Origin of the sequence: Gluconobacter sp. (genome assembly GCF_047722525.1) — a bacterium.
GTDB lineage: Bacteria > Pseudomonadota > Alphaproteobacteria > Acetobacterales > Acetobacteraceae > Gluconobacter.
Window position 1 is genome coordinate 1 of the sequence record NZ_JBDNYY010000017.1, and the last position, 24,505, is coordinate 24,505.

The 24,505-nt window shown below is 54.7% G+C and carries 22 protein-coding genes and 2 pseudogenes; 17 read left to right on the forward strand and 7 right to left on the reverse strand.

Features of this window, described 5'->3' with window-relative positions:
* From ABF859_RS12345 to xylB, 3 genes and pseudogenes are all read left to right on the forward strand, one after another.
* A partial coding sequence (locus ABF859_RS12345) for a hypothetical protein (protein WP_415528060.1) occupies positions 1-588 on the forward strand: 588 nt, incomplete at its 5' end.
* 361 nt (positions 589-949) lie between these two features.
* Positions 950-1,633: pseudogene (locus ABF859_RS12350) on the forward strand (transposase); the annotation flags it as partial.
* Between the two features lie 161 nt (positions 1,634-1,794).
* Entirely contained in the window at positions 1,795-3,285 is a 1,491-nt protein-coding gene (gene xylB, locus ABF859_RS12355; RefSeq protein WP_415528061.1) for a xylulokinase, read from the forward strand.
* A 587-nt stretch (positions 3,286-3,872) separates the two neighbouring features.
* Here the strand turns inward: xylB and ABF859_RS12360 are convergent.
* Positions 3,873-4,799 (reverse strand): LysR family transcriptional regulator, encoded by a 927-nt coding sequence (locus tag ABF859_RS12360; protein ID WP_415528062.1) that lies wholly within the window; start codon positions 4,797-4,799, stop codon positions 3,873-3,875.
* 134 nt (positions 4,800-4,933) lie between these two features.
* On the opposite strand from ABF859_RS12360, the gene ABF859_RS12365 reads away from it, so the two are divergent.
* From ABF859_RS12365 to ABF859_RS12380, 4 genes are all read left to right on the forward strand, one after another.
* Complete coding sequence (locus tag ABF859_RS12365) at positions 4,934-6,247, forward strand: MFS transporter (protein WP_415528063.1); 1,314 nt, start codon at positions 4,934-4,936, stop codon at positions 6,245-6,247.
* Between the two features lie 37 nt (positions 6,248-6,284).
* The gene (locus ABF859_RS12370) at positions 6,285-6,971 is read left to right on the forward strand and encodes a D-lyxose/D-mannose family sugar isomerase (protein WP_415528064.1); all 687 of its coding nucleotides are present in this window, start codon (positions 6,285-6,287) and stop codon (positions 6,969-6,971) included.
* Positions 6,949-8,448, forward strand: coding sequence for a carbohydrate porin (locus tag ABF859_RS12375; RefSeq protein WP_415528065.1), 1,500 nt, complete (start codon positions 6,949-6,951; stop codon positions 8,446-8,448). The genes ABF859_RS12370 and ABF859_RS12375 overlap by 23 nt, the downstream gene beginning before the upstream one ends.
* A gap of 140 nt (positions 8,449-8,588) precedes the next feature.
* Positions 8,589-8,783, forward strand: coding sequence for a transposase (locus tag ABF859_RS12380; RefSeq protein ID WP_415528066.1), 195 nt, complete (start codon positions 8,589-8,591; stop codon positions 8,781-8,783).
* A gap of 551 nt (positions 8,784-9,334) precedes the next feature.
* On the opposite strand, the gene ABF859_RS12385 is transcribed toward ABF859_RS12380, so the two are convergent.
* On the reverse strand, positions 9,335-9,619 hold the full coding sequence (locus ABF859_RS12385) for a PIN domain-containing protein (RefSeq protein ID WP_415528067.1): 285 nt from the start codon (positions 9,617-9,619) through the stop codon (positions 9,335-9,337).
* A 391-nt stretch (positions 9,620-10,010) separates the two neighbouring features.
* On the opposite strand from ABF859_RS12385, the gene ABF859_RS12390 reads away from it, so the two are divergent.
* Together ABF859_RS12390 and ABF859_RS12395 are read left to right on the forward strand one after the other, a co-directional pair.
* On the forward strand, positions 10,011-10,262 hold the full coding sequence (locus ABF859_RS12390) for a DUF6538 domain-containing protein (protein WP_415528068.1): 252 nt from the start codon (positions 10,011-10,013) through the stop codon (positions 10,260-10,262).
* Positions 10,263-10,279: 17 nt separating this feature from the next.
* Entirely contained in the window at positions 10,280-10,609 is a 330-nt protein-coding gene (locus ABF859_RS12395; protein ID WP_415528069.1) for a hypothetical protein, read from the forward strand.
* Between the two features lie 79 nt (positions 10,610-10,688).
* Here ABF859_RS12395 and ABF859_RS12400 read toward each other — a convergent pair whose 3' ends face one another.
* The gene (locus tag ABF859_RS12400) at positions 10,689-11,621 is read right to left on the reverse strand and encodes a nucleoside hydrolase (RefSeq protein WP_415528094.1); all 933 of its coding nucleotides are present in this window, start codon (positions 11,619-11,621) and stop codon (positions 10,689-10,691) included.
* A 679-nt stretch (positions 11,622-12,300) separates the two neighbouring features.
* Between ABF859_RS12400 and ABF859_RS12405 the strand changes: the two genes are divergently transcribed.
* The 5 genes from ABF859_RS12405 to ABF859_RS12425 all read left to right on the forward strand — a co-directional run bounded on the left by ABF859_RS12405 (position 12,301) and on the right by ABF859_RS12425 (position 19,023).
* Positions 12,301-13,800, forward strand: coding sequence for a carbohydrate porin (locus ABF859_RS12405; RefSeq protein ID WP_415528095.1), 1,500 nt, complete (start codon positions 12,301-12,303; stop codon positions 13,798-13,800).
* A 126-nt stretch (positions 13,801-13,926) separates the two neighbouring features.
* Positions 13,927-14,331 carry a glycerol dehydrogenase gene (locus ABF859_RS12410; protein ID WP_415528070.1) on the forward strand — a complete coding sequence of 135 codons (405 nt, stop codon included), beginning with the start codon at positions 13,927-13,929 and terminating at the stop codon, positions 14,329-14,331.
* Complete coding sequence (locus ABF859_RS12415) at positions 14,331-16,550, forward strand: PQQ-binding-like beta-propeller repeat protein (RefSeq protein WP_415528071.1); 2,220 nt, start codon at positions 14,331-14,333, stop codon at positions 16,548-16,550. The genes ABF859_RS12410 and ABF859_RS12415 overlap by 1 nt, the downstream gene beginning before the upstream one ends.
* A gap of 200 nt (positions 16,551-16,750) precedes the next feature.
* On the forward strand, positions 16,751-17,479 hold the full coding sequence (locus tag ABF859_RS12420) for an IclR family transcriptional regulator (protein WP_415528072.1): 729 nt from the start codon (positions 16,751-16,753) through the stop codon (positions 17,477-17,479).
* Between the two features lie 356 nt (positions 17,480-17,835).
* Entirely contained in the window at positions 17,836-19,023 is a 1,188-nt protein-coding gene (locus ABF859_RS12425) for a glycosyltransferase (RefSeq protein WP_415528073.1), read from the forward strand.
* 34 nt (positions 19,024-19,057) lie between these two features.
* On the opposite strand, the pseudogene ABF859_RS12430 reads toward ABF859_RS12425, so the two are convergent.
* The 4 genes and pseudogenes from ABF859_RS12430 to ABF859_RS12445 all read right to left on the reverse strand — a co-directional run.
* Positions 19,058-19,525: pseudogene (locus tag ABF859_RS12430) on the reverse strand (class I SAM-dependent DNA methyltransferase); the annotation flags it as partial.
* Positions 19,522-20,253 (reverse strand): PIG-L deacetylase family protein, encoded by a 732-nt coding sequence (locus ABF859_RS12435; RefSeq protein WP_415528074.1) that lies wholly within the window; start codon positions 20,251-20,253, stop codon positions 19,522-19,524. The pseudogene ABF859_RS12430 and the gene ABF859_RS12435, both read right to left, overlap by 4 nt.
* On the reverse strand, positions 20,250-21,386 hold the full coding sequence (locus ABF859_RS12440; protein WP_415528075.1) for an acyl-CoA dehydrogenase: 1,137 nt from the start codon (positions 21,384-21,386) through the stop codon (positions 20,250-20,252). The genes ABF859_RS12435 and ABF859_RS12440 overlap by 4 nt, the downstream gene beginning before the upstream one ends.
* Before the next feature lie 116 nt (positions 21,387-21,502).
* The gene (locus tag ABF859_RS12445) at positions 21,503-22,732 is read right to left on the reverse strand and encodes an MFS transporter (RefSeq protein WP_415528076.1); all 1,230 of its coding nucleotides are present in this window, start codon (positions 22,730-22,732) and stop codon (positions 21,503-21,505) included.
* Between ABF859_RS12445 and ABF859_RS12450 the strand changes: the two genes are divergently transcribed.
* The 3 genes from ABF859_RS12450 to ABF859_RS12460 are packed head-to-tail and all read left to right on the forward strand — an operon-like array spanning position 22,731 to position 24,504.
* Entirely contained in the window at positions 22,731-22,997 is a 267-nt protein-coding gene (locus ABF859_RS12450; RefSeq protein ID WP_415528077.1) for a hypothetical protein, read from the forward strand. The two genes, ABF859_RS12445 and ABF859_RS12450, sit on opposite strands and share 2 nt — an antisense overlap.
* Positions 22,994-23,500 (forward strand): (2Fe-2S)-binding protein, encoded by a 507-nt coding sequence (locus ABF859_RS12455; RefSeq protein ID WP_415528078.1) that lies wholly within the window; start codon positions 22,994-22,996, stop codon positions 23,498-23,500. Before ABF859_RS12450 ends, ABF859_RS12455 begins: the two co-directional genes overlap by 4 nt.
* Positions 23,497-24,504: an FAD binding domain-containing protein gene (locus ABF859_RS12460; protein ID WP_415528079.1), complete on the forward strand. Its 1,008-nt coding sequence runs from the start codon at positions 23,497-23,499 to the stop codon at positions 24,502-24,504. The genes ABF859_RS12455 and ABF859_RS12460 overlap by 4 nt, the downstream gene beginning before the upstream one ends.
* The last annotated feature ends 1 nt before the right edge of the window (position 24,505 follow it).

Sequence of the window (24,505 nt, forward strand, 5' to 3'; positions counted from 1 at the left end):
TCTCCCTATACTCCCGAACGCATCCGCAGCTTGCACCGGAAAAGCGCGACAATCATTCTCTCTCCAAAGTATATTGCGATTGAGTCGGATGAAATCTGGGGCGGGACCTACTTTTCGCGGACGGGTTGGTGTGCGCACGCGCCCTGCGACGCCTCCGCTCTGTGGATAGGCGACAATTTTCGTAAGGCTCTGGAAAGCAGCGAATATTTTAACAAGCCTGGCGTCCCCTCTCTTGGTCGTGACGAAATCAATGCGATGAAAGAGGTTTCCAATACGCGGAGGCTGGCATTCTGGGGCGAAATTGCACAGACCTATGGTTACAAGGACATCGATCAGGCCGGGCGAAGATGCGATCTCGTGTTCACGTCCTGGCATGATCTGATCGAGGACTTCGTGACCCTGATGGCGACACTCCGTCTTCCGGGGAGCCATCGGGCCTGGGGCCCTATGGAAAAGAAGAAATACGCGGAGAAGCGGATTGCCGTTCCCTTGTCTGTGTCGGACGAGGCGTTAGGGCTTGCCATCCGCGATGCTCTCTCGCGCTGTGAAGCCTCGGGACGGCAGAAAATCAATACTCCGTCAGAGTAGTTTTCTTGCTGGGACGAAAGCGAAGAAACAGGTTTTTCCGTGCAGCGTTCGATACCAGTGAGCACGATTTTGGACAGATTATCGTTCAGGTCGAGATGTGCCGTAACAGTTATCATCGAATTGGATGACGTCCACTTTCAGGCTGCGCCTCGTTGCTGATCTATGACCGAAATGAGGCGTAAGCGGACCTGCTGCTTACGCCTCATCTCGGCCTTAGAGCCTGTTTGGAAAATCACGAGTGAACACTTCTGCGCATGAGATTGGCGCCCATGGCGACGAAGATGGAGGGTTCGAACAATCCCTTGGTTTCGATGGATCCTCTATGATTCCATCTCTCATCTTGTGATGAGGGGCGGATGGCATGAAGCAGCCAGGTTTCTTTGATGTTGAAGAGCGTCTTGCCCGTCTGAGCGGGCGTGGCGATCAGCTCGAGGCATTTTCCCGGACTGTGGATTTTGAAGTATTCCGTCCGGACCTGAACAAGGCTCTGGCCTATGCGGACGGCAGCAAAGGCAGTCGTCCCCTGTTTGATCCGGTACTAACGTTCAGGATTCTGGTGATCCCGACGCTAAACAACCTCTCAGACAAGTGGAAGGAATATCTGATCAACGACCGCCTTTCCTTCATGCGCTTTCTGGGACTGGACCTGTCGGATGGTGTGCCTGATGCCAAAACGGTCTGGCTGTTCCGCGAACGTCTGACGCAGGCAGGTGCGATTGAAAGACTGTTCAACCGGTTTGATACCATATTGCGGAACGCAGGTTATCTGCCGATGTCAGACCACATCCTGCACGCGCCACTAATTGCAGCTCCAAAGCAGCGCAATACCAACACTGAGAAGGCGGATCTGCGGGCAGAACGTATTCCCGAGGCCTGGAAAGACAAGCTGGCCAAGCTGTCCCACGAGAATCGACAGGCTCGCTGGACGCTGAAGTTCACGAAGGCGAAGCAGCAGGACGATGGAACCGTGCCCGCAACAGATCTTGCCATCCCGTTCTTTGGCTACAAATCCCATGTTTCCATCGACCGGAAGTTCAGGCTGATTCCTTCATCTGGAATTCCGAGCCAGAAAGATTCATCTTCAATCCAACCCATCAAAACACGGGTTTAATACACCTAGTATTTTATCCCTCACACAAACGTGGCACGCCACCGCATACAAACAGGTACAAACTTGCAGCCTAGTGGCATGGCAGGTGACAACAGATGTATATCGGGATCGATCTGGGTACGTCGGGGGTGAAAGTAGTCCTCGCGGACGAAGCGCAGCGTGTGCTGGCCTCGGAGACGGTGAAGCTGGAAGTTTCGCGCCCGCATGAGGGGTGGAGCGAGCAAAACCCCGAAGATTGGCTTGCGGCCACACTCGATGCCATCGACGCACTGGCAAAGGCCTATCCGTCCGAAGTGTCGCAGGTGACGGGCATCGGCTTGTCGGGACAGCAGCACGGTGCCGTTCTACTCGATGATAAAGACGTTGTGCTTCGGCCCTGCTTATTATGGAACGATACGCGGGCCGAAGCCGAGTGCGCAGTATTCGAGAGTCGCTTCCCCGAAAGCCGCGCGGTGACGGGCAATATTGCCATGCCGGGTTTCACGGCGCCGAAGCTGATCTGGGTAGCGGCGCATGAAAAAGAGGTTTTCGCGAAGACGCGTCGTGTACTTCTGCCCAAGGCGTGGCTGCGCTTTGTCATGACGGGCGAAGCGATTGAAGACATGTCGGACGCCTCGGGCACGTTGTGGCTTGACGTCGGGCGGCGCCGCTGGTCGGAGGAAGCGCTGTCGGCGACGGGGCTGTCGCTGTCCCACATGCCGGAGTTACGAGAGGGAAGTGAAGCGGCGGGTGTCCTCACGCCTGATCTGATGCGACGCTGGGGGATGCAGAAGGCACCGGTTTTTGCAGGCGGTGCCGGGGACAATGCCGCGGGAGCGGTCGGGCTGGGCGCGACGAAGCCGGGCGACGCGTTTCTCTCTCTTGGCACTTCTGGCGTGGTATGGGTGACGACGGACTCATATCGCGGGGGCGCCAAGGCCGCAATTCACACGTTCTGTCATGCCATACCGGGAGTGTGGCATCAGATGGGGGTGACGCTCTCGGCGGCGGCGTGTCTCGCATGGTGGTCGCGGGTGACGGGGATGAGCGAGACAGCACTTTTGGCCGAGTTACCTGACGCGCCCGATGCTCCCTCTCCCGTCCTGTTCGCGCCCTATCTTTCTGGCGAGCGCACGCCGCACAATGACGGTGCGGTGCGCGGCGGGTTTGCACTCCTCTCACAGGACACAACGCGCGCGCAGATGACACAGGCTGTGCTCGAGGGTGTAGCGTTTTCGTTCCGAGATGCTCTGGAGGGACTACGAGAATCTGGGTCTGAAATAGCCGAGGCGTCCGTGATTGGCGGCGGATCTCGTAGTACTCTGTGGGTAGCGATACTCGCCTCTGTACTGGGAATTCCCCTCCATCGTTTGGCGAATGGCGAGACGGGAGGAGCGTTCGGTGCGGCGCGGTTGGCGCGGTTGGCGGTGACGGGCGAGGATGTGGAGGCAGTGTGCCTCTCCCCCGAGCGCATAGGGACGGTTGCACCCGATGAGTCGCTGCGTCGTGCTTACGAGGTAGCCTATGCAGGATATCGCGCGCTGTATCCTGGTCTTAACACAGTGAAGACGATTATCTTGAAAAAGAAGGAGAGATTGAATAAATAACGGCTCGCTCCATCAATTATAGCCAGTATGTATCCACTGCACTTACAGTGCAACATGGTGGATATAAAATAAAATTAGTGCATACTCTCAACTCAGTACAAATTACGCCAGCCTTGATCTGAAATCCAGAGGAGGTTCCAAGATTCGATTAGTTGGAAAGTGCGTTGTTGAATTACAGAGGCGGCCACAAAGTGAGCTTTCCAAGACCACATCCTATCGGCAAAGATCTGAAGTTCCTGACATTTCAAGATATCAACGTCGAAGTTGATTGCCGTAATGATATTTCTCCTCTTGAGCGCCCCACGCGACGTCGTTAATTCAAGGACGTCGCCTTTGATCGCGATTTTTTTGGATCTGACAGTTCAGATGGAAAAAAGCATCCAAATGCTGCGAGCATAGAAAAAACTGGGCCGTGCCAACGCCATCTGCCCCGGGGTTAGCTCCAGACTATATGGACGACAGCAGCACCGTCACAATGGTGGCATAACGACAACCGATTATAGCTCATCAAGCTCACAAAACCGTCCGTACGGGCACGGCCACCTCTCCTCGCCTTTGCTTACACACTCAAAAGTACGGAATAGAAATCATATAACGAGAGATTTTTTTACTTCTTGTCCACAGGACATAGCCTCAGCCACAAAACGCTCAATAAGAAGACAGACATTTCGAGCCAACGGGCTCTGTCTCTCATGACTTGCCATGCCAATTTCGGAGAATAGCTCCCCCAGATTCAGTGGAATCCGGACGATGCCGGACGGCGCAGCATAAGTGGCATTGGCCGGGACAATCGCAACACCCAGTCCCGCCAGAGACGCCAGGTGAATAGCCGTCGTAAACTCTCGGAAATACCTGATTTTCAGCGGTACAAGACCATTCTGGTAAAAGCAGCTCAGCAGCGCGTCATGAAAACCCGGCGCATTTTCGCGTTCGAGCATCAAAAGTGTTTCCGCACTCAGGTCAGACGCTCTCAAAGAAACACGCTTCGCCAAAGGATGATATGAGGGCAAAACAGCAAAAAATGGCTCTTTCCCAATAGAACGAATATCAACATCAAGGTGCTGCAGAGGCAAACGCACAAAACCAATATCCAGTCGATGTTCTCCAATCGCCTCAACTTGACGTACGGAATTCATTTCCATCAGATCGAACTGGATGAAGGGGTAACGCTCTGCAAAATGCTGAAAAAGCTTTCCACCAAACATAGGAATAATAGACGATACGAAGCCGAGACGGACACTTCCAACAGTTCCGGCCGAAATATGTCTGGTCGACTTCCGTGCGTCATCAATAATTGAGAGAACACGTCTAGCCTCCAATAAAAAATTCTGTCCAGCAAGAGTAATAAAAACGTGATTCCGTGATCGATCTACGAGTTGAACACCAATTTCTTCTTCCAGATGCTTGATATGACCACTTAAAGCAGGCTGGACGATATTCAGCCTGGCAGCGGCACGGCCAAAATGCAGCGTTTCACCAAGCGTAGAGAACGAACGAAGGTGTTTGAGTTCCACGATATGAGTTCCTGATCACGCCATATGATCAGCTTCATCGCAAAATAGAATTGGAAGTTTGCCCTCGGACCAGAAAGAACTTCGTGATCACCCGCTCAGTCGAGCCGGAAAGAAAAGTATGACGAGGTTTTCTCATGTCCATTGCTCTTTCCAGGACGCGTCCATCCGGGCGTTGGTTGCGCATCATGCCGATCGTGTTCGTGACTTACAGCCTTGCTTACCTCGATCGCACAAATTACGGCTTCGGAGCAGCAGCAGGCCTCAATGAAGCCTTGCAGATTTCGCCTAATCGCGCAGCCTGGCTCGCATCGCTCTTCTTCCTGGGATATTTCTCGTTTCAGATTCCTGCTGCCGCCTACGCGCGTCGGCACAGCCCAACGAGAATGATCTTCTTCTGTATTCTTGGTTGGGGGGTGCTGGCCTCATTAACCGGCCTGATCAACAACTTCTGGCTGCTGGCGCTGGACCGGTTCCTGCTTGGCAGCATGGAAAGCCTGATCATTCCAGCCATGCTGATCCTGCTGACCGAGTGGTTCACCCGAAACGAACGTTCAAGGGCGAACACCTACCTCATCCTTGGCAATCCAGTCACTGTGTTATGGATGTCAGCCATTACTGGATATCTCATTTCACAATACGGCTGGCGAAATGTCTTCATCATTGAAGGTCTGCCATCTGTCATCTGGGCTTTTGTCTGGATCGCAACAATGTCGGATCATCCGGCGCAGGCCAAATGGCTGAAGGCAGAAGAGCGTCAGGTTCTCGAGCAACAGCTCGCAAAAGAACAGATGCAGATTCCAGACCGCCACGCAAGCACATGGTCAGTCCTTACGGACAGACGCGTCCTCAACTTGAGCGCTCAACTTCTTCTGTGGAGCGTGACAGCTTATGGTTTCATCATGTGGTTGCCCGATATCATCCACAGTGGCGGTTCGAGTATGGGAAATACCGGGCTGCTCGCAGCCGGGCCCTACGCTGCATCAGTGGTTCTGATGATCATCGTTTCGTACGTTTCCGACCGTTATCAGATCCGCAAGAATATTGTCTGGCCGCTTCTTGCCGTTTCAGCACTTTGCTTCTTTGGCAGCTACTGGCTGGCCGAATACAGCTTCACGCTCGCCTATTTTTGCATGGTGCTTGGATGTGCGACGATGCAGGCGCCCTTGGGGCCATTTTTTGCCATTGCTCCAGATATTCTGCCGCGTGAAGCTGCGGGAATTGCGATGGGCGTCATTAACAGCGCGGGCGCTCTGGGTGGTTTTCTTGGTTCCTGGATCATTGGTTATATCCAGGCACGGACCCATAGCGTCAGCCTGAGCTTCGCCTTCATGTCTGCGTTCATTCTGGCAGCGGCCATTCTGATGGCATTTTTCAAAACCCACCCAACCCCGAAAAATCAGACTTCTCCAGAGTTTTCTGGAGCGCATCCGGGTGTTTCCCCCTTCTAAACCTCATCATCTCATCTTCCTTACAAGGAAAAAAACAATGCTGCTCAAACGCTCACAGATTAATTCCAGCATTGATCTGGCAATTGATACCTTTCGCAAATATGGCGTCAGCCTTCCTGAATTTGCCTACTGGTCGGCAAAAGACTGGGCGACAAGAGGCCAGGAAACGAACGAGATCCGGGACTGCATGCTTGGATGGGACGTAACAGACTTCGGGCAGGGCGATTTTACACGGATCGGTCGTACTTTGTTTACCCTTAGAAATGGGTCCCTTCGTCGCCCAGGTTATACAAAAAGCTATGCTGAGAAACTTATTCTCGACCCAGAAGGACAGCGCTCTCCTGCACATTTCCATCGGACGAAAATGGAAGACATCATCAATCGAGCGGGTGGCGTCATTCTGGTGCAGCTCACAAAAGCTGGCGCAGACAACAAGCCTGCACAGGAAAGTTTTCCTATCCATGTCGACGGCATTGCACGTCAACTCAACCCAGGAGACATCATCCGACTGGAACCGGGCCAAAGTGTCTGTATTCCCCCTCGAACCATCCACCAGTTCTGGGGAGAAGACGGAACCGGCCTTACGGTCAGCGGTGAGGTTTCTTCTCTTTGCGATGACCATGAAGACAATTTCTTCCTTGAACCATCTGCTCGTTTTCCAGAAATAGATGAAGACGAGGAACGTCGATACTTCCTCTGCAATGAATATCCTCACTGTTCCTGAAATATCGTTCAGGAACAGTGAGGATATCTCTCTTCTCCTAACCTTCATGGTGAAGATGATGTGCCAATTCTTCGTCATCAGAGGCCGTATCTTCTGGATGATTTTCCTATTTTTTCTAACCTCTTCCCAATATGCACTCGCCCAGTACAGAGGTCCTATCTCGCAGACTGCTCCCTCTTTTTCTCTCGATACTCCCACATCCTACGAAAATACACCTTTCACGCCACCCGTTGAACATGTCGTGCCAGAATGGGCGGCGCTACAGAAAAAGTGGAACAAGTACGGCGTTGGCGTTCTGATTGATTACACAAGCGAGAGCGCCATGGCGCTGAATGGAGGACACGGAGGCAGTGCAGGTTATGCCCATCAGATCGGCGCAGAACTGGATCTGGACTGGGGAAAACTGGTTGGTTGGACAGGCTTCAAAACACATGCTGTCGTCATCAATCGGGCAGGCCATAATCTGGCGGCCGACTTTGGTGACCGGTCCCTAAACGGCTTTCAGGAAATATACGGCGGCGGCGGAAATGTCGGCGTCAAGCTGGTCTTTCTGTATGGAACACAGGATTTATGGCATGATCGCCTGCAGATTGCTGTCGGAAAAATGCCTGTCAATATAGACTTTTCCACGTCTCCTCTTTTCTGCACATTCATGAACAAATCGATTTGTGGAAATCCAAAATCTCTTACCCGAGGGGATCCGGGTTTTGGCACTTACCCGGGCTCTACATACGCTACCCGTGTCCGGGTATGGCCGTTGCATGGCCTCTATTTTCAGGCTGGTGTTTATGGAACAAACCCTGTCCTCGCCAGTAATGCTTATGATCGGGCCGGCTACAACTTCAGCACCAATCGTTACACAGGTGTTTATATGCCAGCAGAGATGGGCCTTATCCCATCTTTCGGAAAGAATAATCTTGTAGGGCATTATAAATTTGGTGTTGCTTACGACACGGCCAATTATTCGGATAACCTCCTCGACATCAATGGAAACGCCTGGGCAATAACCGGAAAAAAGGCCCAACAGAGGAATGGGAAAACACAGGTCTGGCTCGAAGGCGATCAGATGATTGTCCGCAATGGTGATGGTCCGCTTCATGGTTTCTATATCATGGCAGGACTTATCCGTAATGATCCAGAAACTGCCCCATATCTTTACCAATATTATGCCGGCGCTGTGAACCGAGGGTTCTTGAAGTCAAGACCAAAAGACATGCTGGGTATTATCATGACACGAGCCACAGCCAGCCCCAGACTAATTTCGACTCAGAAAATCAGGTATGCTGCCTACCAACCGCTCCCTGGAAATGCGACATTTCCGCAGAGCCACCTCACAATGCTGGAGGTGTCTTACAGTATCCATGTCTGGGACGGAGTTTCCATCCAACCCGACTATCAGCTAATTATTCGACCCAACCTGCAAAAAGACAAGAAGTCCATCAGCGCTTTTGGTTTCAGGATACATACTGTACTATGATATAAATTGTAGTTCTCAGATAGAATAAATATGATAGTATTAAAGGTATAATGCACTTATCCCTCAAATAAATCCTAAAACTATTTTAATATTCTAGAGGATTTTATGTACTTCGTTCGTAATTTTTTCAGTAATTCTGAATGACGCGAGTTTGGAAGCCGTATCCCTCTGACGTATCAGACGAAGAATGGTCGTTGGTTGTTCCGCATCTGGTTCTGACGCAAGAGGACGCGGAACAGCGGCGGCATGATCTACGCGAACTGTTCAACGGGTTGCGCTACATAATCCGATACGGGATTGCCTGGCGCGCCAAGCCGAACGATCTGCCGCCTTGATCGACAGTCTATCAGCAATCCCGTCGCTGGATGAAGGCAGGCTGTTTCGAAGCACTGGCGTCTGACTTGCGAGCTATGCTGCGCATAGCCTCCGGCCGCAAGGCGGAACCCACGGCGGCCATCCTTCTCTCAACACGCCGTCTGGATCCGGATCCACTCCGCCGTTGTGGTGTGTCCAAGAAACTAGGCTGTCTGGCTCCATCCTTCCAGTTCGTCAGGAGAGGCTCGGATGGACAGACGAGAAGAGCGGGTACGAGATAAGGATGGGATCTCAGGCATGGCGGGGCGCCCTAGTCTGGGGGTCAATGAAGAGAGGTACTCTCCCCTGCCAGCTGTCGACTCAGGACAAGAAGGCCCTACAGAATAGAATAGAAATTCAGATTTCAGATTTCAGAATAGAAAAAAGAAAATATTTTCCCCATGGTTTTATTTTAAGTATGAAAATATTCGTTCTAAACTTCCGTCTCTGTCAACTTACGAAATACATTTCACCCGTTGGAGAATCCAAACAACCGTCTACCCATCCTCCGACCTAAAGCCAATACCCTGTCCTAGCCACACACCGCCGCGAACGGGTCCCGAATAGTCGTCATGTCGAACACGGAAAGACCATTCTGCATATCCTCGGACAGCACCTTTGCCAGACCACTCTCAATGGCACAGGCCAAAATCATGCTGTCATGAGTCTGCAAGCCATAACGCCGTACAGTCGCCCAACATCTCGCATAAACGCCCGTTGTCAGGTCACGCACCGTGGTCAGACTTCTGATGCCAGAAACAAGTTCCCTGATATCATCCAAAGACAGTTTCGTCTTACGGCGCAGCGTATTCGTCATCTCTTTCAGAGACTAAACCGAGAAATGACAATCCGATTGGCTTAGAAGCGTGACCGCAATGCGCATCTTTTCTGCGTCCTGCTCCAGGCAAGCATAGAGCAGGATATGGGTGTCGAGAAAAATGGACATGCTCAGTCTTGAGGGCGTTCAAAGCGAAAGTCCTTAGGCAATTTACGGCCTATCGTTTTCAGGAACTGCAAAGCCTCTTCATGACTTTTCAGGCGAGAAAAAACAGCTTCAACATTGTCGCCTTCCTGCAAGCCAAGCTGCCTGACGATATGGGCGGGACGAGTCCCGCGGTTCGCACCACGTGTAAGTTATTAAAAATGGACGTCTTTTATGATTTTCAGTAGCCCGGATCCCCTTCTCTTCTACAAAGGGCTTCTACAAAATGAGCACTGTTGTGCTGTTTCGTCTGCAATCTGGTTTCCATTTCAGATGCGGGATTCCCGTTCGCTTTCGGCCCACTCTGGGAAAACGGGAAATCTGGCACTCCCTGGAGACCCTCGACAGAAATCTTGCCAGACCCCGTACCCGTGCCATGTATAGACTGACCTCTCAGCTTTTCGAGTGCATCAGTCTGGGCGGCAGGACCTGTTCCAGTCCATTGTCCAGACTTACGACAGTGAGATTCAGGCTCTGAAGGCTCACTATAAAACCATGAATGCCGAACACCTTCTGGCGCAGATGACCGAACATCAGGATTTCGATCTGGCTGCGGTCAGATACGGGCTCATGGCGTTCTGGCAGAAATCCGAAAATGACCTGGAAACGTTCCGGCACCTTCTCACCGAGAAAAACTGGTGCATGCGACCGGGAGAGCGGACTGAGCAGCGGCGGGAAGCGCACGTCATTGAGACAGATAACGGCGTGTGGATCGGATCATTCACACGACTGACTAAAGTCCGCATGAAGGATTTCCAAGGCCGCAAGACTGGGTCCCATTTCGAAACCTTCATGCCATTCTTCTTCAATAGACAAGCATATTAACAGTCTGACTCTCTGCCGTCTTTCAAAAGAAAATAGCTGTCACACAAAGCTCAGGCGGACTCATTCGCAAAATCCACAGTCAGGGCAGATGAGCCAATCGCTCTGTCAGAAGCCCGTAAACAGCATCAGCATCAACATGCCGGAGAACCAGCGCATTCTTCGGCAGATCCGTAATTCCCCACCAGTCAATCACACTCGCGCCCATGGTCAGTTCGCTACCTGTTTCAATCCGGACATTGACCTGCCGCCCACAATAAAAATCTGGTCGCAACAACCACAGAACCGTATTGGGATCGTGCAAGGGACCACCATCTGTCCCATATTTTTCTGCTTCAAAGCGCTTTTCAAAACGCAGCCAGTCTACCACGATCTGCGATGTTTTATTGGGAAGGGCACTGAACCTCTCAAGTCGGGCGGCACTGGTGTGCAATTGGTGTGTCACATCCAGAGGCACCATGACGATGGGAATACCCGACTCAAAAACCAGGGCAGCAGCGTGCGGGTCAACGTAGCTGTTGAATTCCGCACTTGGCGTAATGTTGCCCACTTCCGAGAAAGCTCCGATCATCGCCACGATCTGTTTCATTCTCGAACGAAGCGCAGGCTCCTTTGCAATCGCCAAGGCAATATTCGTCATGGGTCCGATCGCACAGACCGTCACGGTGCCTTCTTCACGCTCCATGACCGTTCGTATAATGAAATCAACAGCATGCTCAGAAGATGGGTTTCGGCTGGGAGGAGGCAGAACAGCCCCTTCAAACCCCGTTCTTCCATGAACATGCGCCGCATCGACAAGCGGACGTAACAGAGGCCGATCTGCCCCCGGACAGACTGGAACGTCTGCCCGTCCGACGACATCCAGCGCCACAAGTGCATTTCGTGTTGTTTGTGCGAGAGGAACATTTCCAGCCACGGTCGTGATCCCCAGAAGCTCAATTTCCGGACTGGCAAGCGCCAGAAAATACGTCAGCGCATCATCCTGTCCCGGATCAGTATCAATAATGATCGGCATGGGTGTGATCATGAGGGCTTTCTCCGACTTTTATGAGAAGGTGCCACGCCCATCCATTCAGGCAAACCATCAATCGGGCATCTGGTCCTTTATCAGTTCAACCAAAATGCTATTCCGCCCCCGTTTCCCCATCCAATAGATAATTCATATCAGCCAGAAACCATAGTTTACATAAGGCACATATATCCATTCTGGATATCATTTCAAGTATTTATAAATCAATATTAAGTATATAATTAATCACTGTTAAATTAATTATTTTATTACTCTTTCGCACCAAAATGCCAATTCTTCACAGCCTTATCCATAAGACCCATAAGCTCTCAGTTGGGGGTATAGCTCGTCGTCCAATATGAAAATCCAGAACAACTTACGAGAACCCTTTTACCTACACGGATAAGTGAGGAGAGAGGTTGCCAGCCACAAAAAACACGAAAAACAAATAACTTCATTAAAAACAATAAATTAGGATTCCATACGAATTTAAGTTCATCCTGAATGGACTTCAGTCCTGATCTTGTCATCCCGAGTGCTATTTTTTTTGCTTCGTTTTTTTGTTTGAAGGCTCTTGTGACTTCTTTTCTGACGGAGAGGAGGCGCAAAAGGAGTCTTTAAATACATGATTTATCATTCCGATCATCCCAGACGCAAAAAAGGGGTTATTTATGCAATTTCCTTAATGGTTCTATGGGTGCCATTCAGTACAAAAGCACAGAACTCTTCCAAAGAAGCTCGAGATCAGACCGGAAACCGCCATGATAACGAGATTCCTCATACCTCTATTAATTCTCCTTTACCAACCACAACGGTACGACCACATCGATTACTGGTACAACCCACACAAAAACCCAATGAAACAAAAGATGCAGCCCGGACATCAGACACGACCGAAAGCAGTTTTTTTCCGGACAGTTTTCGCGACTGGCTGACCCAGAGCACGATGACCGGAGATTGGGCTGGCTGGAGGACGTGGCTGACGAACAAGGGCGTCAATATCAGCGGCCATTATTTTCAGGACAGTGCGGGAAATCCGATGGGGGGCGCTTCGAAGAATGTCCGTTATGCCCACGAAGTCGGCGTCAATGTAGACTTCGACCTCAAGAAGCTGACGGGACTTTCAATCGGTCTGTTCCATCTCACCGTAACGTCCCGAGCGGGGCTCGGTCTGGGAGCGAAACTCCCGGCGCTCGATAGTCCTCAGGAAATTTACGGCTCTCCGACCGTGCGTCTGTCACTCCTGTCCTGGGAGATGCCCTGGAACCGCTACGTCACCACAAATGTGGGTGAGATAAACGCCGAAACGGACTTCGAATCATGGTCCATGTATTGGGGTATGAACAATTACTGCCAGTTCCAGAGCAACGCGATCTGCGGCATGCCGCAGTCGATCGCTTTCAACTCCGGATACAGTTATTACCCAACGGCCCATCCCGGAGCATGGGTCAAATTCTATCCCGCGGGAAACGACCATTATTCGATCCAGTTCGGTGCCTATTCCGTGGATCCCACAATCGGCAATACTCATAACGGATGGAAAATGAACCTGCATGGTGCGACGGGAACATTCCTTCCGTTCCAGCTTGTCTGGCATCAGGGGGGAAAGAACGATTACACCGGCCCGCTCCAGACCAACGTGAAAGTCGGTGGATACTGGGATTCATCCCAGGTCAATAACGTCTATTCCCAGCTTGGAACCTTCCAGATCCCGGCGCAGTATCTGGTCTCTGTTCCGGTTTCCAAGGTGCGCGGGCGTTTTGGCGGCTGGTTTCAGTTCGACCGGATGCTTGAACGCGACGGAAACGATCCGAACCGTGGTACGTCGTTTTTCGCCTCTTTCACATGGGGCGATCCCCGAACATCGGTTGCGCCTTATTTCGTCGACTGGGGCCTGACCCGTAAGGGAACGTTTCCTACACGCCCCAATGACACCATCAGCCTCGGCATGAAAATGCTGTGGGTCAATCCGAAGCTGACCAACTGGGTTCACGAACTCCAGGGCACGGGGGCGACTGGAATCTACAAACCCTCTGGCGAGCATGCAATCGAACTGAATTACGGCTGGCGTCCCACACCCTGGCTGCTGATCCGTCCCGGAGCTCAGTATATCTGGAGTACCGGGGGAACCAATAAATACAAAAATCCAATAATACTGGACTTTGAAACAGGAATTACACTTTGAAGTCGAAACCTCAGTAATTATCATAAGAACACCAAGTTATATCACAGAGATGTGAGGTATCTCGGAAGTTCTTATTTTTAATAACTTCGCGTGGTCAGTAATTTCCTATCCGGGAAAGGAAAACTCATGACAAATATATCCGGTTACGCAATGTTCCGGCATCTTCATAATGCCTCTTTTGTGGAATGGCTGGTACTGCTCCTTGGGATCATCATCACGCTTGTCGGTCTGGCGTTTGTCATCGGCGGAGCAGATCTCGCCATGCTGGGTGGCTCTTTTTACTACGCCATCTGCGGTCTGGTTCTGCTCGCAGGCGGTGTATTCATACTCCTGGGGCGCACGCTGGGCGCGTTCCTGTATCTCGGCGCCCTTGCCTACACCTGGCTGTGGTCCCTTTGGGAAGTCGGCTTCAGCCCGATCGATCTCCTGCCCCGCGCGTTCGGCCCCACCCTTCTGGGGATTCTCGTGGCTCTATCGATCCCGGTCCTGCGCCGTCAGGAAATGCGCTTTTCCAGTAAAGGAACAGTCTGATGCGTCGGTCATATCTTTTCGCCACAGTGGCGTCTCTGGCCCTGAGCTGTGCGCCATTTGTCGCACAGGCACAGTTTGCCCCCGCAGGTGCGGGCGGGCCGCCCTCAGCGACCATTCCGGGACCGGGCAAGGCCGACGAGCCGACCGAAAATGCGCCGGCTGATCCGAGTTATTTCGCCGGACCTTCGCCTTATGCCCCTCAGGCTCCGGGCGTGAATGCCGCCAATCTGCCGGATATCGGCTCAATCGATGCCTCCGCCCTGCCGCCCATGGTGCCGCAGCAGAGCGCCCGTCCAGCGCGTGAAGACTGGGCAACCTACGGACATGACGACAACCAGACGCGCTATTCGCCTCTGGATCAGATCACTCCGCAAAATGTTTCCAGACTGGAAGTGGCTTTCACCTACCATACGGGCAGCTATCCGCGTCCCGGCCAGACCAACAAATGGGCGGCCGAGACAACACCCATCAAGGTCGGCGACGGTCTGTACATGTGCTCAGCACAGAACGACATCATCAAACTTGATCCGACTACAGGAAAGCAGATCTGGCGGCACAATCTCAATGTGAAATATGAGTCCATTCCCTATACGGCAGCGTGTAAGGGAGTGACATATTTCACGTCTTCCCAGACGCCGGAAGGACAGCCCTGCCACAACCGCATCATCGAAGGCACGCTGGACATGCGTCTGGTGGAAGTGGATGCAGGGACCGGCGAATTCTGCCCCACTTTCGGTCATGGTGGGCAGGTCAACCTGATGCAGGGGCTGGGTGAGTCCGTTCCCGGTTTCGTGGCCATGACGGTTCCACCGATGGTCGTGAATGGTGTGGTTGTCGTCAATCACGAGGTCCTGGATGGTCAGCGCCGGTGGGCGCCATCCGGAGTCGTGCGTGGCTATGATGTGGAGAGCGGAAAGTTCGTCTGGGCCTGGGACGTCAAGCGCCCCGATGACCACTCGCAGCCGACCGGTAATAGCCATTACAGCCGTGGCACGCCTAATTCCTGGGCCGCTCTGACTGGCGATAATGCGCTGGGACTGGTCTATGTCCCGACCGGGAACTCTGCCGGCGACTATTTCAGCGGCTATCGCAGCCCCGAGGAAAATGCCGTTTCCACATCCATCGTCGCACTGGACGTCAAGACCGGATCACCGCGCTGGGTTTATCAGACGACCCGCAAGGACGTCTGGGACTACGACATGGGATCGCAGGTCACGATGATGGACATGCCGACGCCTGACGGGCAGACGGTTCCGGCTATCATCGTACCCACCAAACGTGGTCAGACATTCGTTCTGGATCGCAGAACGGGCAAGTCCATCCTTCCCGTGGAAGAGCGTCCTGCGCCGGCAGGCAATGTTCCGGGCGATACACGCGCACCCACGCAGCCCTGGTCCGTCGGGATGCCGGCCCTGCGCATGCCGGAACTTCAGGAAAAGGACATGTGGGGCATGTCCCCGCTCGACCAGCTCTACTGCCGCATCAAGTTCCGCAGCGCGCATTATGTGGGTGAGTTTACGCCTCCCAGTCTGGACAAGCCGTGGATCATGTATCCGGGCAATAATGGCGGCAGCGACTGGGGCTCCATGGCCTATGATCCGGAAACAGGGATCCTGATCGCGAACTGGAATGCGTCTCCGATGTATGCCCAGCTCATCACCCGCCGCAAGGCGGACAGTCTGAAGCTGATGCCGATCGATGCCGTGCACTACAAGCCCGGCGCCGGAGCCTCGGCGGAAGGCAATGGTCCGATGGAAGGGACGCCTTACGCAATCACGATTGCGCCGTTCTGGGACCCGTTCACCCGCATGCTGTGCCACAAGCCGCCTTACGGGATGATCACCGCCATCGACATGAAGCATGGGCAAAAGGTTCTGTGGCAGCATCCACTTGGAACGGCGCGTGCCAACGGTCCGTGGGGGCTGCCGACAGGACTGCCCTGGGAGATCGGCACGCCCAACAATGGTGGTTCCGTTATTACCAGGGGTGGTCTGGTTTTCATCGGAGCGGCGACCGACAACCTGATCCGGGCCATCGACGAGCGGACCGGCAAGGTCCTGTGGTCGCACGTCCTTCCGGGCGGCGGTCAGGCCAACCCGATGACGTATGAAGCCAATGGCCGTCAGTATGTTGCGATCATGGCCGGTGGCCACCACTTCATGATGACGCCGATCTCGGACCAGATTGTTGTTTTTGCACTTCCCAAGGACACCAACTGAAAGTTCCGGTGGTCGCAGGGCCTGTGACCACCGGAAAAGGGAGAACGGGCAGACCTCCATTATCTGAAATATTGCAAAAGCCGTTTTGCCTGCCGGCACAACGGCCAGCAGTATCCTCGGCCCTGCCCGAAGGACCTTTCAGGCAGGGCCGAGAACAGAATGCATTTCGATAATTTCGCCATATCCAGAGACAATATTTCATGCCGAAACCCCCAAAACTGATCCAGTCCATCGAGCGTGCTGTGGCTTTACTTGAAATCATCGCCCAGCAGGGCGGCGGGGCACGCCTGCGGGATCTGGCCACGATCTCGGGCCTTGGAAAAACAACGGCCCACAATATCCTTCAGACCCTGGAACAGCTTGGCTATGTTCATCGCCGCCTTGGAGACATGAATTATTATCTGGGGGGCCGCATTCTGAATCTTTCCCGCATTGTGGGGAATGATTACGTATTCCGGGACCGGATGCGGCCTGTTCTGGAAAACATCGCCCGCGACAGCGGGGCCACTGTCTATTTCGCCGTTCCCAGCGGGGACAAGGCTGCTTATGTTGATATTGTGGATCTGAAGGACCCCTTATTCGCCTCATCCCGTCTGCATGACCGCGAAAAACTGGAGGGATCCTCTGTCGGGCTGGTGTTTCTGGCTTTCGTGCCCGGGTTGGGAAAACGTGTTCTGGCAACACGCTCAAATGCCCTGAAAGAAAACATTCTGTCCGAGATCGAGAGCGTCCGGATCAAGGGATACGCCCTGGACCTTGAATCCTATCGACCCGGAATCAATGCCGTTGCCATTCCGTGGCGGGAAAGCAGCGGGGAGGTCCGGGCAAGTATCGCCCTGTCGGGACCAGCCGCCGAACTGCCACGACAGCGGCTGATCCAGCTTGCCTGGATGATGATGAAATACGTGGCCAGTGCCAATCCTTTATAAATATCGTTCAGGAATAACCTGCCGTCTTTTTTAAGTGATCTGAACTCCTGTCGTTCTCAACCATTGATTCGTCTCATCAATGGAGGCGACCATGCCTTTTCCAGTAAATACCCTCCCCAGAAATCCTACAAAAGCTCCCGGCTCTCCTGATGAACGGGAGCATTTTGATCCCTATCCTGACAAAAGCCCGATCACGGACGAGCCCCCTGAAGAAGAGCGTCCCGACACGTCATATCCACCGGAAAAGAAGGCTCCCCCTCCGTCTCCAGAGGAGACTCCCGCGCTTCCGGACGGCCCTGAAAACCCGACAAACCGGGTTCAGACCCCGCGGGAACATTGAAGGCGGACACCTGACAATGGCAAACGGCCAGGCCCCCCTCATTCTCTCGCCTGAGAGCAGGAAGCAGCTCCGGCTTGATGATCGTACATTTTCCACGATCACCTCATGCCCCGTATCCCCATGCAGAGACGCCCTGTTCTGGAAAAAGCAGAGAATTGTCGCAATTCCCGTGTGCAATGAGGAAGAGCATATCGTTCCCTGCCTCCTCGCTCTGGCAGCGCAGACGCAAACTCCCGACAGGGTTATCCTGTGGATCAACAATACGACCGATGACACATGCAAACGTGCAGTCGCCCTGAGCAGCCGTCTTCCTTTCGAACTGGAAGCCGTCACGGTCTTCTACGACCCGGAACTGGCAAGCGCAGGACTGGCACGACGGGACGCAATGGCCCATGCCGCCAAAAGCGCCTCCCCCGACGCCCTGCTGCTGACCACCGATGCCGATAGTGAAGTCGCCAGCGACTGGCTCGAAAATACGCTCTCGGCGTTTGTCCAGTATCCTGTCGAAGCAGTTTTCGGCCGGGTTCTTCTCCTGCCCCAGGAATACAGCAAGATCCCGTCCCATCTCCATGAGGACGAACGCGCGGAAAGAGCCTATGGCGCCCTCCTCGAACAGATCGGACTGCTGCTCTGTCCGGAGCCCCATGATCCCTGGCCACGGCATCTGGAACATTCAGGGGCCAGTATCGCCGTCACACATCAGGCGTGGAGCAGGGCAGGAGGCATCCCGCATGTGGCTTCGGGAGAAGATCGCCGCTTCCATCAGGCTCTGCGACTGAACGGGATTCCCGTTCGCCATGCTCCGGAAGTCAGGGTCTATGTGTCGGCACGCCTTCAGGGACGCGCCCGGGGAGGAATGGCGGAAACCCTGGCCCGGCGCCTGATCGCTCAGGATGAATATATCGACAATGCGTTCGAACCGGTCTCCAGACGCCTGCTGCGCATCCGAAGAGAAATCACCTACTGGCACGAAAGCCACTTATTTTTCCCCGCGAAACCTTACCCGGAACTTCCCGTCATCCCTATCCGGCGCAACGAACTGCACAGACATCATGAGCGCGCCCGCCGCGTTCTCAGCTCTCTTCGTCAGATGCAAGGCCATTCTTCCGGGAGTTTCCAGACAGGGACAGCCGGTCAATACGATATCCCTCACCCCTCTCTGACAGATCAGGGTGCCACTGCCTTTCACGACAGGCCCGGATGAAACACGCAGCAGCCTCGTCTCCCGTACATGGCGTATCCGTCCGGCCGGTCCAGTTCACGATCAGGATGGACCCGGCCGGAGTCAGGCTCTGCGTCACCAGAATGGCAAGTCGCTGAATGTCTTCCGCCATCAGGAAATAAAGAACTTCCGAAACAAGGACGAGGTCACAGCCAGATGCCTCAGCGACCGGATATTCCTCCGGAAGGAAAGCCTTGAGAAAACGGATGTGTCCTTGTCCTGAGCACCGCTGTCTCGCGATGGCCAACGCGTTTTCCGACGCATCGACTGCCAGAACATGCTGATAGTATTGCGAAAGCGCCAGTGTGCCCACCCCGATCGCACATCCGAGTTCCACGGCAAAGGACACAGGCAGGGGTGGAAGACATTCCAGAACCCTTGCGAGTTTCCTCTGCTCATACGGACTGTTTTCAAAGTTCCACGGATCTGGATTGCCCTGGAAAAGGCTCTCGAAGACCTCAGGTTTCCACGTCTCGTTGCTCATGACGCAATAAAGATTTCATAAGGCCGGAGCATTTTCTCCAGAAGATGGTCCGGCAGGACAAAACCCTCCGGATCATCCTCCACAACCAGTCCCCTCTGGCTCCGATGCGCCTGAACGGCCTGCCGCTTCCTGTCCAGAACAGCCCGGACATCAAGCCGCCATCCTGTCGGAACCGTCTCTTCAATGTCCATGTCAGGTGAAAGCGTCAGGCCCCAGATTGGGTAAGCGAGTATCCTGAGCCTCGGCAGCAGGCTTCTCAGTTTCTGCCCCATGATCCAGACAGCCTCATGATCGCAGTGAGGATCATACCGCCATGGAACCAGAACCGTCCTGCAGTCATGACGGCGGACGATCTCCAGAAGATGACACAACGCGGCATCGAACTCCTCCCCTTCGGTGGGAACGGCCGCATCCCGCAACCCCAGAAAAAACAGCCTGTCAGAAGGAAGACCAAGCATCGCCGCAGCATCCCGGCTCTCTGCCTGACGCAGCCGGGCCAGCCGCGGGGGTGGCCAGACCGCTGATCCCCGATGGGATGCAGAACCGTCTGAAACGATCACCACCACCGGCGGTCGCCCATCCCTTGCCGCAGTGGCGATAAATCCCCCACATCCCAGACTTTCATCATCCGGATGGGGAGACAGGACAAGCGTGGTTCCCGGAGCAATCGTCTCAAGGGGCGCCACCGGAAAGCTGGCAAAATGCTGAAGCATCTCCTGGATTTTCATGCATTGCCCTCCGGCCAGTCATGCCTGGCAAACCATGTGGCCGCTTCGGTCAACGCCTCGTCCGGGGCCGGCTGCCGCAGATAGGTCGCCAGATCCCGCATGACCTGCTCAACCGCCCTCCCCTTCACGAAAGCCGAAAGACCCAGACTTCTCTGGACAAGGGTGATGAGTTCCAGAGCGGCCCGCTCAACGGCAAGCCGCGCAAGATTGACCGTCGCGATCACCTCTTCCGGCTTCATCCCTGAACCGCCACATGCCGCGCAGGCAGCCTGCCCGACCCACATGGCGGCTGTCTTCTGAAGGATAAGCGCCTCTCCAATCCGGCCCAACTGGTGCGGATTGTCTGCCCGCCCCCGCGCCAGAAGTTCCTGCCGCAACAGATCAACCAGCCGATCCATGCCTCCAAGAGCAACCGCCGATCCACGCCAGGCGCCCGCCGAAAATTCCGGCTGCCGCAGATAATCCCCGGCCGACCCCACAATATTTTCGGAAGTAACGGTCATCCCTGTGAAATCATAGGCCCCCGTCCCACTTGCCTGCATGCCGGTCAGCAGACCCGGACCCGCTCTTCTGCGCTCCGCATCGATGGTCGGGGCCAGAATCATGACTGACTCTCCCTCCCCGGTCGTGGCTGTTATCAAGGCCAGACCGACTTCCCTGATCCCGCTGGCGAACCCCTTGATCCCGGAAAGCCTGTACGCCTCACCTTCCTTCCTCAGCGTTACCGGAGAACTGCCATCCGTAACCCATATCCCTGCCAGAACCCCTTTTTTCAGACGCCGGCCCAGCGCATGACACTGCTTCCGGGTGCCATACAGCCCAACAAGACGAACAACATTCAGATGACCTTCCACACACCGCCCAAGCGACAGGCTCAGATATCCGATCCTCTGCAGAAGGGTCAGAAGAACCTTTCCCCCGTCAGGCGCGTCAACCAGCCCCACACCCCCATCCTCTACAGCAAGAAGCGCATCCAGCGCCCCGATCTCCCTCAGGGATGTCAGAAGCTCCGCAGGGAAGAGGTTTTCCGAGGACACAAAGGGCCGGGATTTCCACGCTTCGAACACCTGCTGCAGCCGGGCACGAAAAACAAAAAGATCCTCACCAGAAATGTTCCGCCCCCAATTCGACATACCCGAGCATCCTTCCACGCAGCACCCAGCGTCATGAACGTCAGACAGCCAGCCCGGGATCCCGCCTCGAAGACGGTCGCGCGTTCACTATTCTGGGGGAAGACGACAGGCCCTCTTCACGCTGGATCAGAAACCGCAGGATGATTCGTTTCCGGCATGCCCCATGCAAACAGGCAGGCCACTACTGCCCCCGTCAGGCCCAGGATCATGAAGGTCGTGTTGAACCCGTAGGCTGATGTCAGGGCGCCGCCCGCAAGATTGGACAGGAGCGCACCGATGGTCCCCAGAGCCAACCCCAGCCCGATAAGCAGATTGCGCCGCCCACTTCCAGACGCGATATCCGAAAGAATGGCATAGAACAGCACAAGGATAATGCCCGACGAAAGGCCGTCCAGAATCTGGACAAGCGCAAGCGTCGGCCATCCAGCACTCAGAACCACCAGTCCATCCCGGACGGGCTGCAAAGCAAGCGCCAGAATGAAAAGGGGTTTGCGCGGCCAGTGAGGCGCCTTTCTGCCAACGAAAAAAGCAACGGGCGCCATGGTGATCTGGGCGACCACGATACAGATGGCCGTGACAACAGCCGGATCACCCAGATGGAAAAAGGCATAACGCTCGATCATGAGCGGAACTACGGCGCCATTCGCCACATTGAACAGCAGATAGGTCGTCAGAAAGATCGCCAGTCCCGGCTCCGACAGCAACATACAGACCGCATGGAGAGTCTCCCTGGCCGAAGCCTCTTTCCGGGACTGTCCTGACGGTTCGTCCGCCCGGGCAGAAAAACCACCGACAAGAAAAAGACTGAGTGCCGCAAGGACGCCAACGCCCCATAAGGGCGCCACAGGCCCCATCATTCTCCCCAGAAGACTCATCAGAAAGCCGGAAGACGCATTTCCCAGATGGTTGAAGGACTCATTGCGCCCCATACGCGCGATATAGCCCCTCGCCCCTGCCGTATGATGGCTGATCGCTGCCAGAATGGGCGTAAAGAGCGCACCCGCCCCGCCGGCAATGAAATGCGCCAGAACAATAGGGCAAAACAGCGGCGCCCATGCCATCACTGCGACCGACACGAAAGTCACGACGCAGCAGACCGCCAGCATCAACCGCCGGCACGCAAAAATATCCAGAGCCCATCCACACACAAACCGCGCCAGAACGGCTCCCAGCCCGCCTGCGGCGATGGCCGCCCCGATCCGGTTCGAAGGCCAGTTCTGGATCGTCAGGAACGCCGTCAGGAAATTCCCCAGATTGTCCTGAACATCCGCAAGAAGAAAGCTCAGACCGTCCAGGGAAAGATCATCCTTGCGATGCCGGGTCTGCGTCCTGTTTTCCGTCACCATGGTTCCCATCAAGGTATTTTCAAAAGCCTGGCAGATACTGAAACGCTGCCATTTCAGTATTGAACGGCCAGGTCACGGTCACGTTACGGAAACATTGAAAGAAAATTCCTTTTCGGCCGGTATTCGCGGCTCCTCACCGCTTTTTCGTGCAACCAGCAGATCTGTATCCCGAATTATCGGGAACACCATGAAACTTGCCTTTGCCGCTGCTCTTACACTCCTGATGCCGAAAAAATTGACGCTGAACGGAGCGATTTTCCCATGACTGATGTGTCCGTCACCAGCCCCTGTCGTCTCCAGATCAATGGAAAACCCCACACTCTCGATATCCCGCCATCTGTGACATTACTGGACCTGCTACGGGAGCGTCTGGACCTCACAGGCACCAAAAAAGGATGCGACCACGGACAGTGCGGTGCCTGCACGGTTCTGGTCGATGGCAAGCGCGTGAAAAGCTGTCTCATCCTGGCCGTCTCGATCCCGGATGCGGACGTCACGACGATCGAAGGTCTGGAGCACGATGGCCACCTGCATCCCATGCAGCAGGCTTTTATCGACCGGGACGCCTTTCAGTGCGGATACTGCACTCCGGGACAGATCATGTCCGCAGTAGCTCTTCTGGAAGAGGGACATGTGCGAACCCGCGAGGAAATCCGGGAGTTCATGAGCGGCAATCTCTGCCGGTGCGGCGCCTATAACGGTATTATCGATGCCATCGAGCAGGTCGTTGCGCACCAGCATCAGAACCGGGCCGGAGAAGCCGCATGAGACATTTCTCCTATTCCCGCCCCGAGACACTCGATAACGCCTGTCATGCGTCCGACCATGCGCGATACCTCGCTGGCGGGACAAACCTCATCGACCTCATGAAATCGGACGTCGAGCGGCCTGAACACGTCATCGATCTCAACGCCCTTTCCATGAGCCAGATCGAGGAGCGCCCTGATGGCGGCCTGCGCCTCGGCGCACTGGCTACCAATGCGGACACGGCAGCCCACCCGATTGTCAGCGAACACTATCCCCTTCTGGCTTCCGCCATCCTCGCCGGTGCCAGCCCGCAGATCCGCAACAGGGCCACGAATGGCGGGAACCTGAACCAGCGCACGCGCTGCCATTATTTCTATGACCCGGATATGGCCTGCAACAAGCGCTCCCCCGGCACGGGATGTTCCGCCAAAGGCGGACGCAACCGGATCATGGCCATCCTCGGCACCAGCGACGCCTGTATCGCCACGTTCCCGTCTGATATGTGCGTGGCCCTCGCGGCCCTGAACGCAACAGTCAACCTCACCGGCCCGGAAGGTGAGCGTACTGTTCCCATCCGCGACTATCACCGCCTCCCGGAAGATACACCCTGGCAGGACAACATCCTGCGCACCGGTGAAATCGTCACGTCCATCGACCTTCCGTCGCTCAGCTTCGGCGCCCATCACACCTATCTCAAGATCCGCGACCGCCTGTCTTTCGCCTTCGCCATCGTCTCCGTCGCAGCAGGGTTGCAGATCGAAAACAATACAATCCGCAAGGCCCACATCGCCATGGGCGGCGTCGGCACGAAACCCTGGTGCGTCCCGGAAGCCGAAGCCCTCCTTGAAGGGAAAACGCCTTCCCCCTCCCTGTTCCGCGACACCGCCGAGTGTCTTCTGCAAGGCGCTGTCACCGACCGCGACAACGCCGCAAAGCTGAGACTGGCCCCCCGCGTGATCATCCGCGCCCTGTGGCAGGCCGCCGCTGGTACGCCCCAGTCCCAGACGCAAAAGACCATTTTCTGAA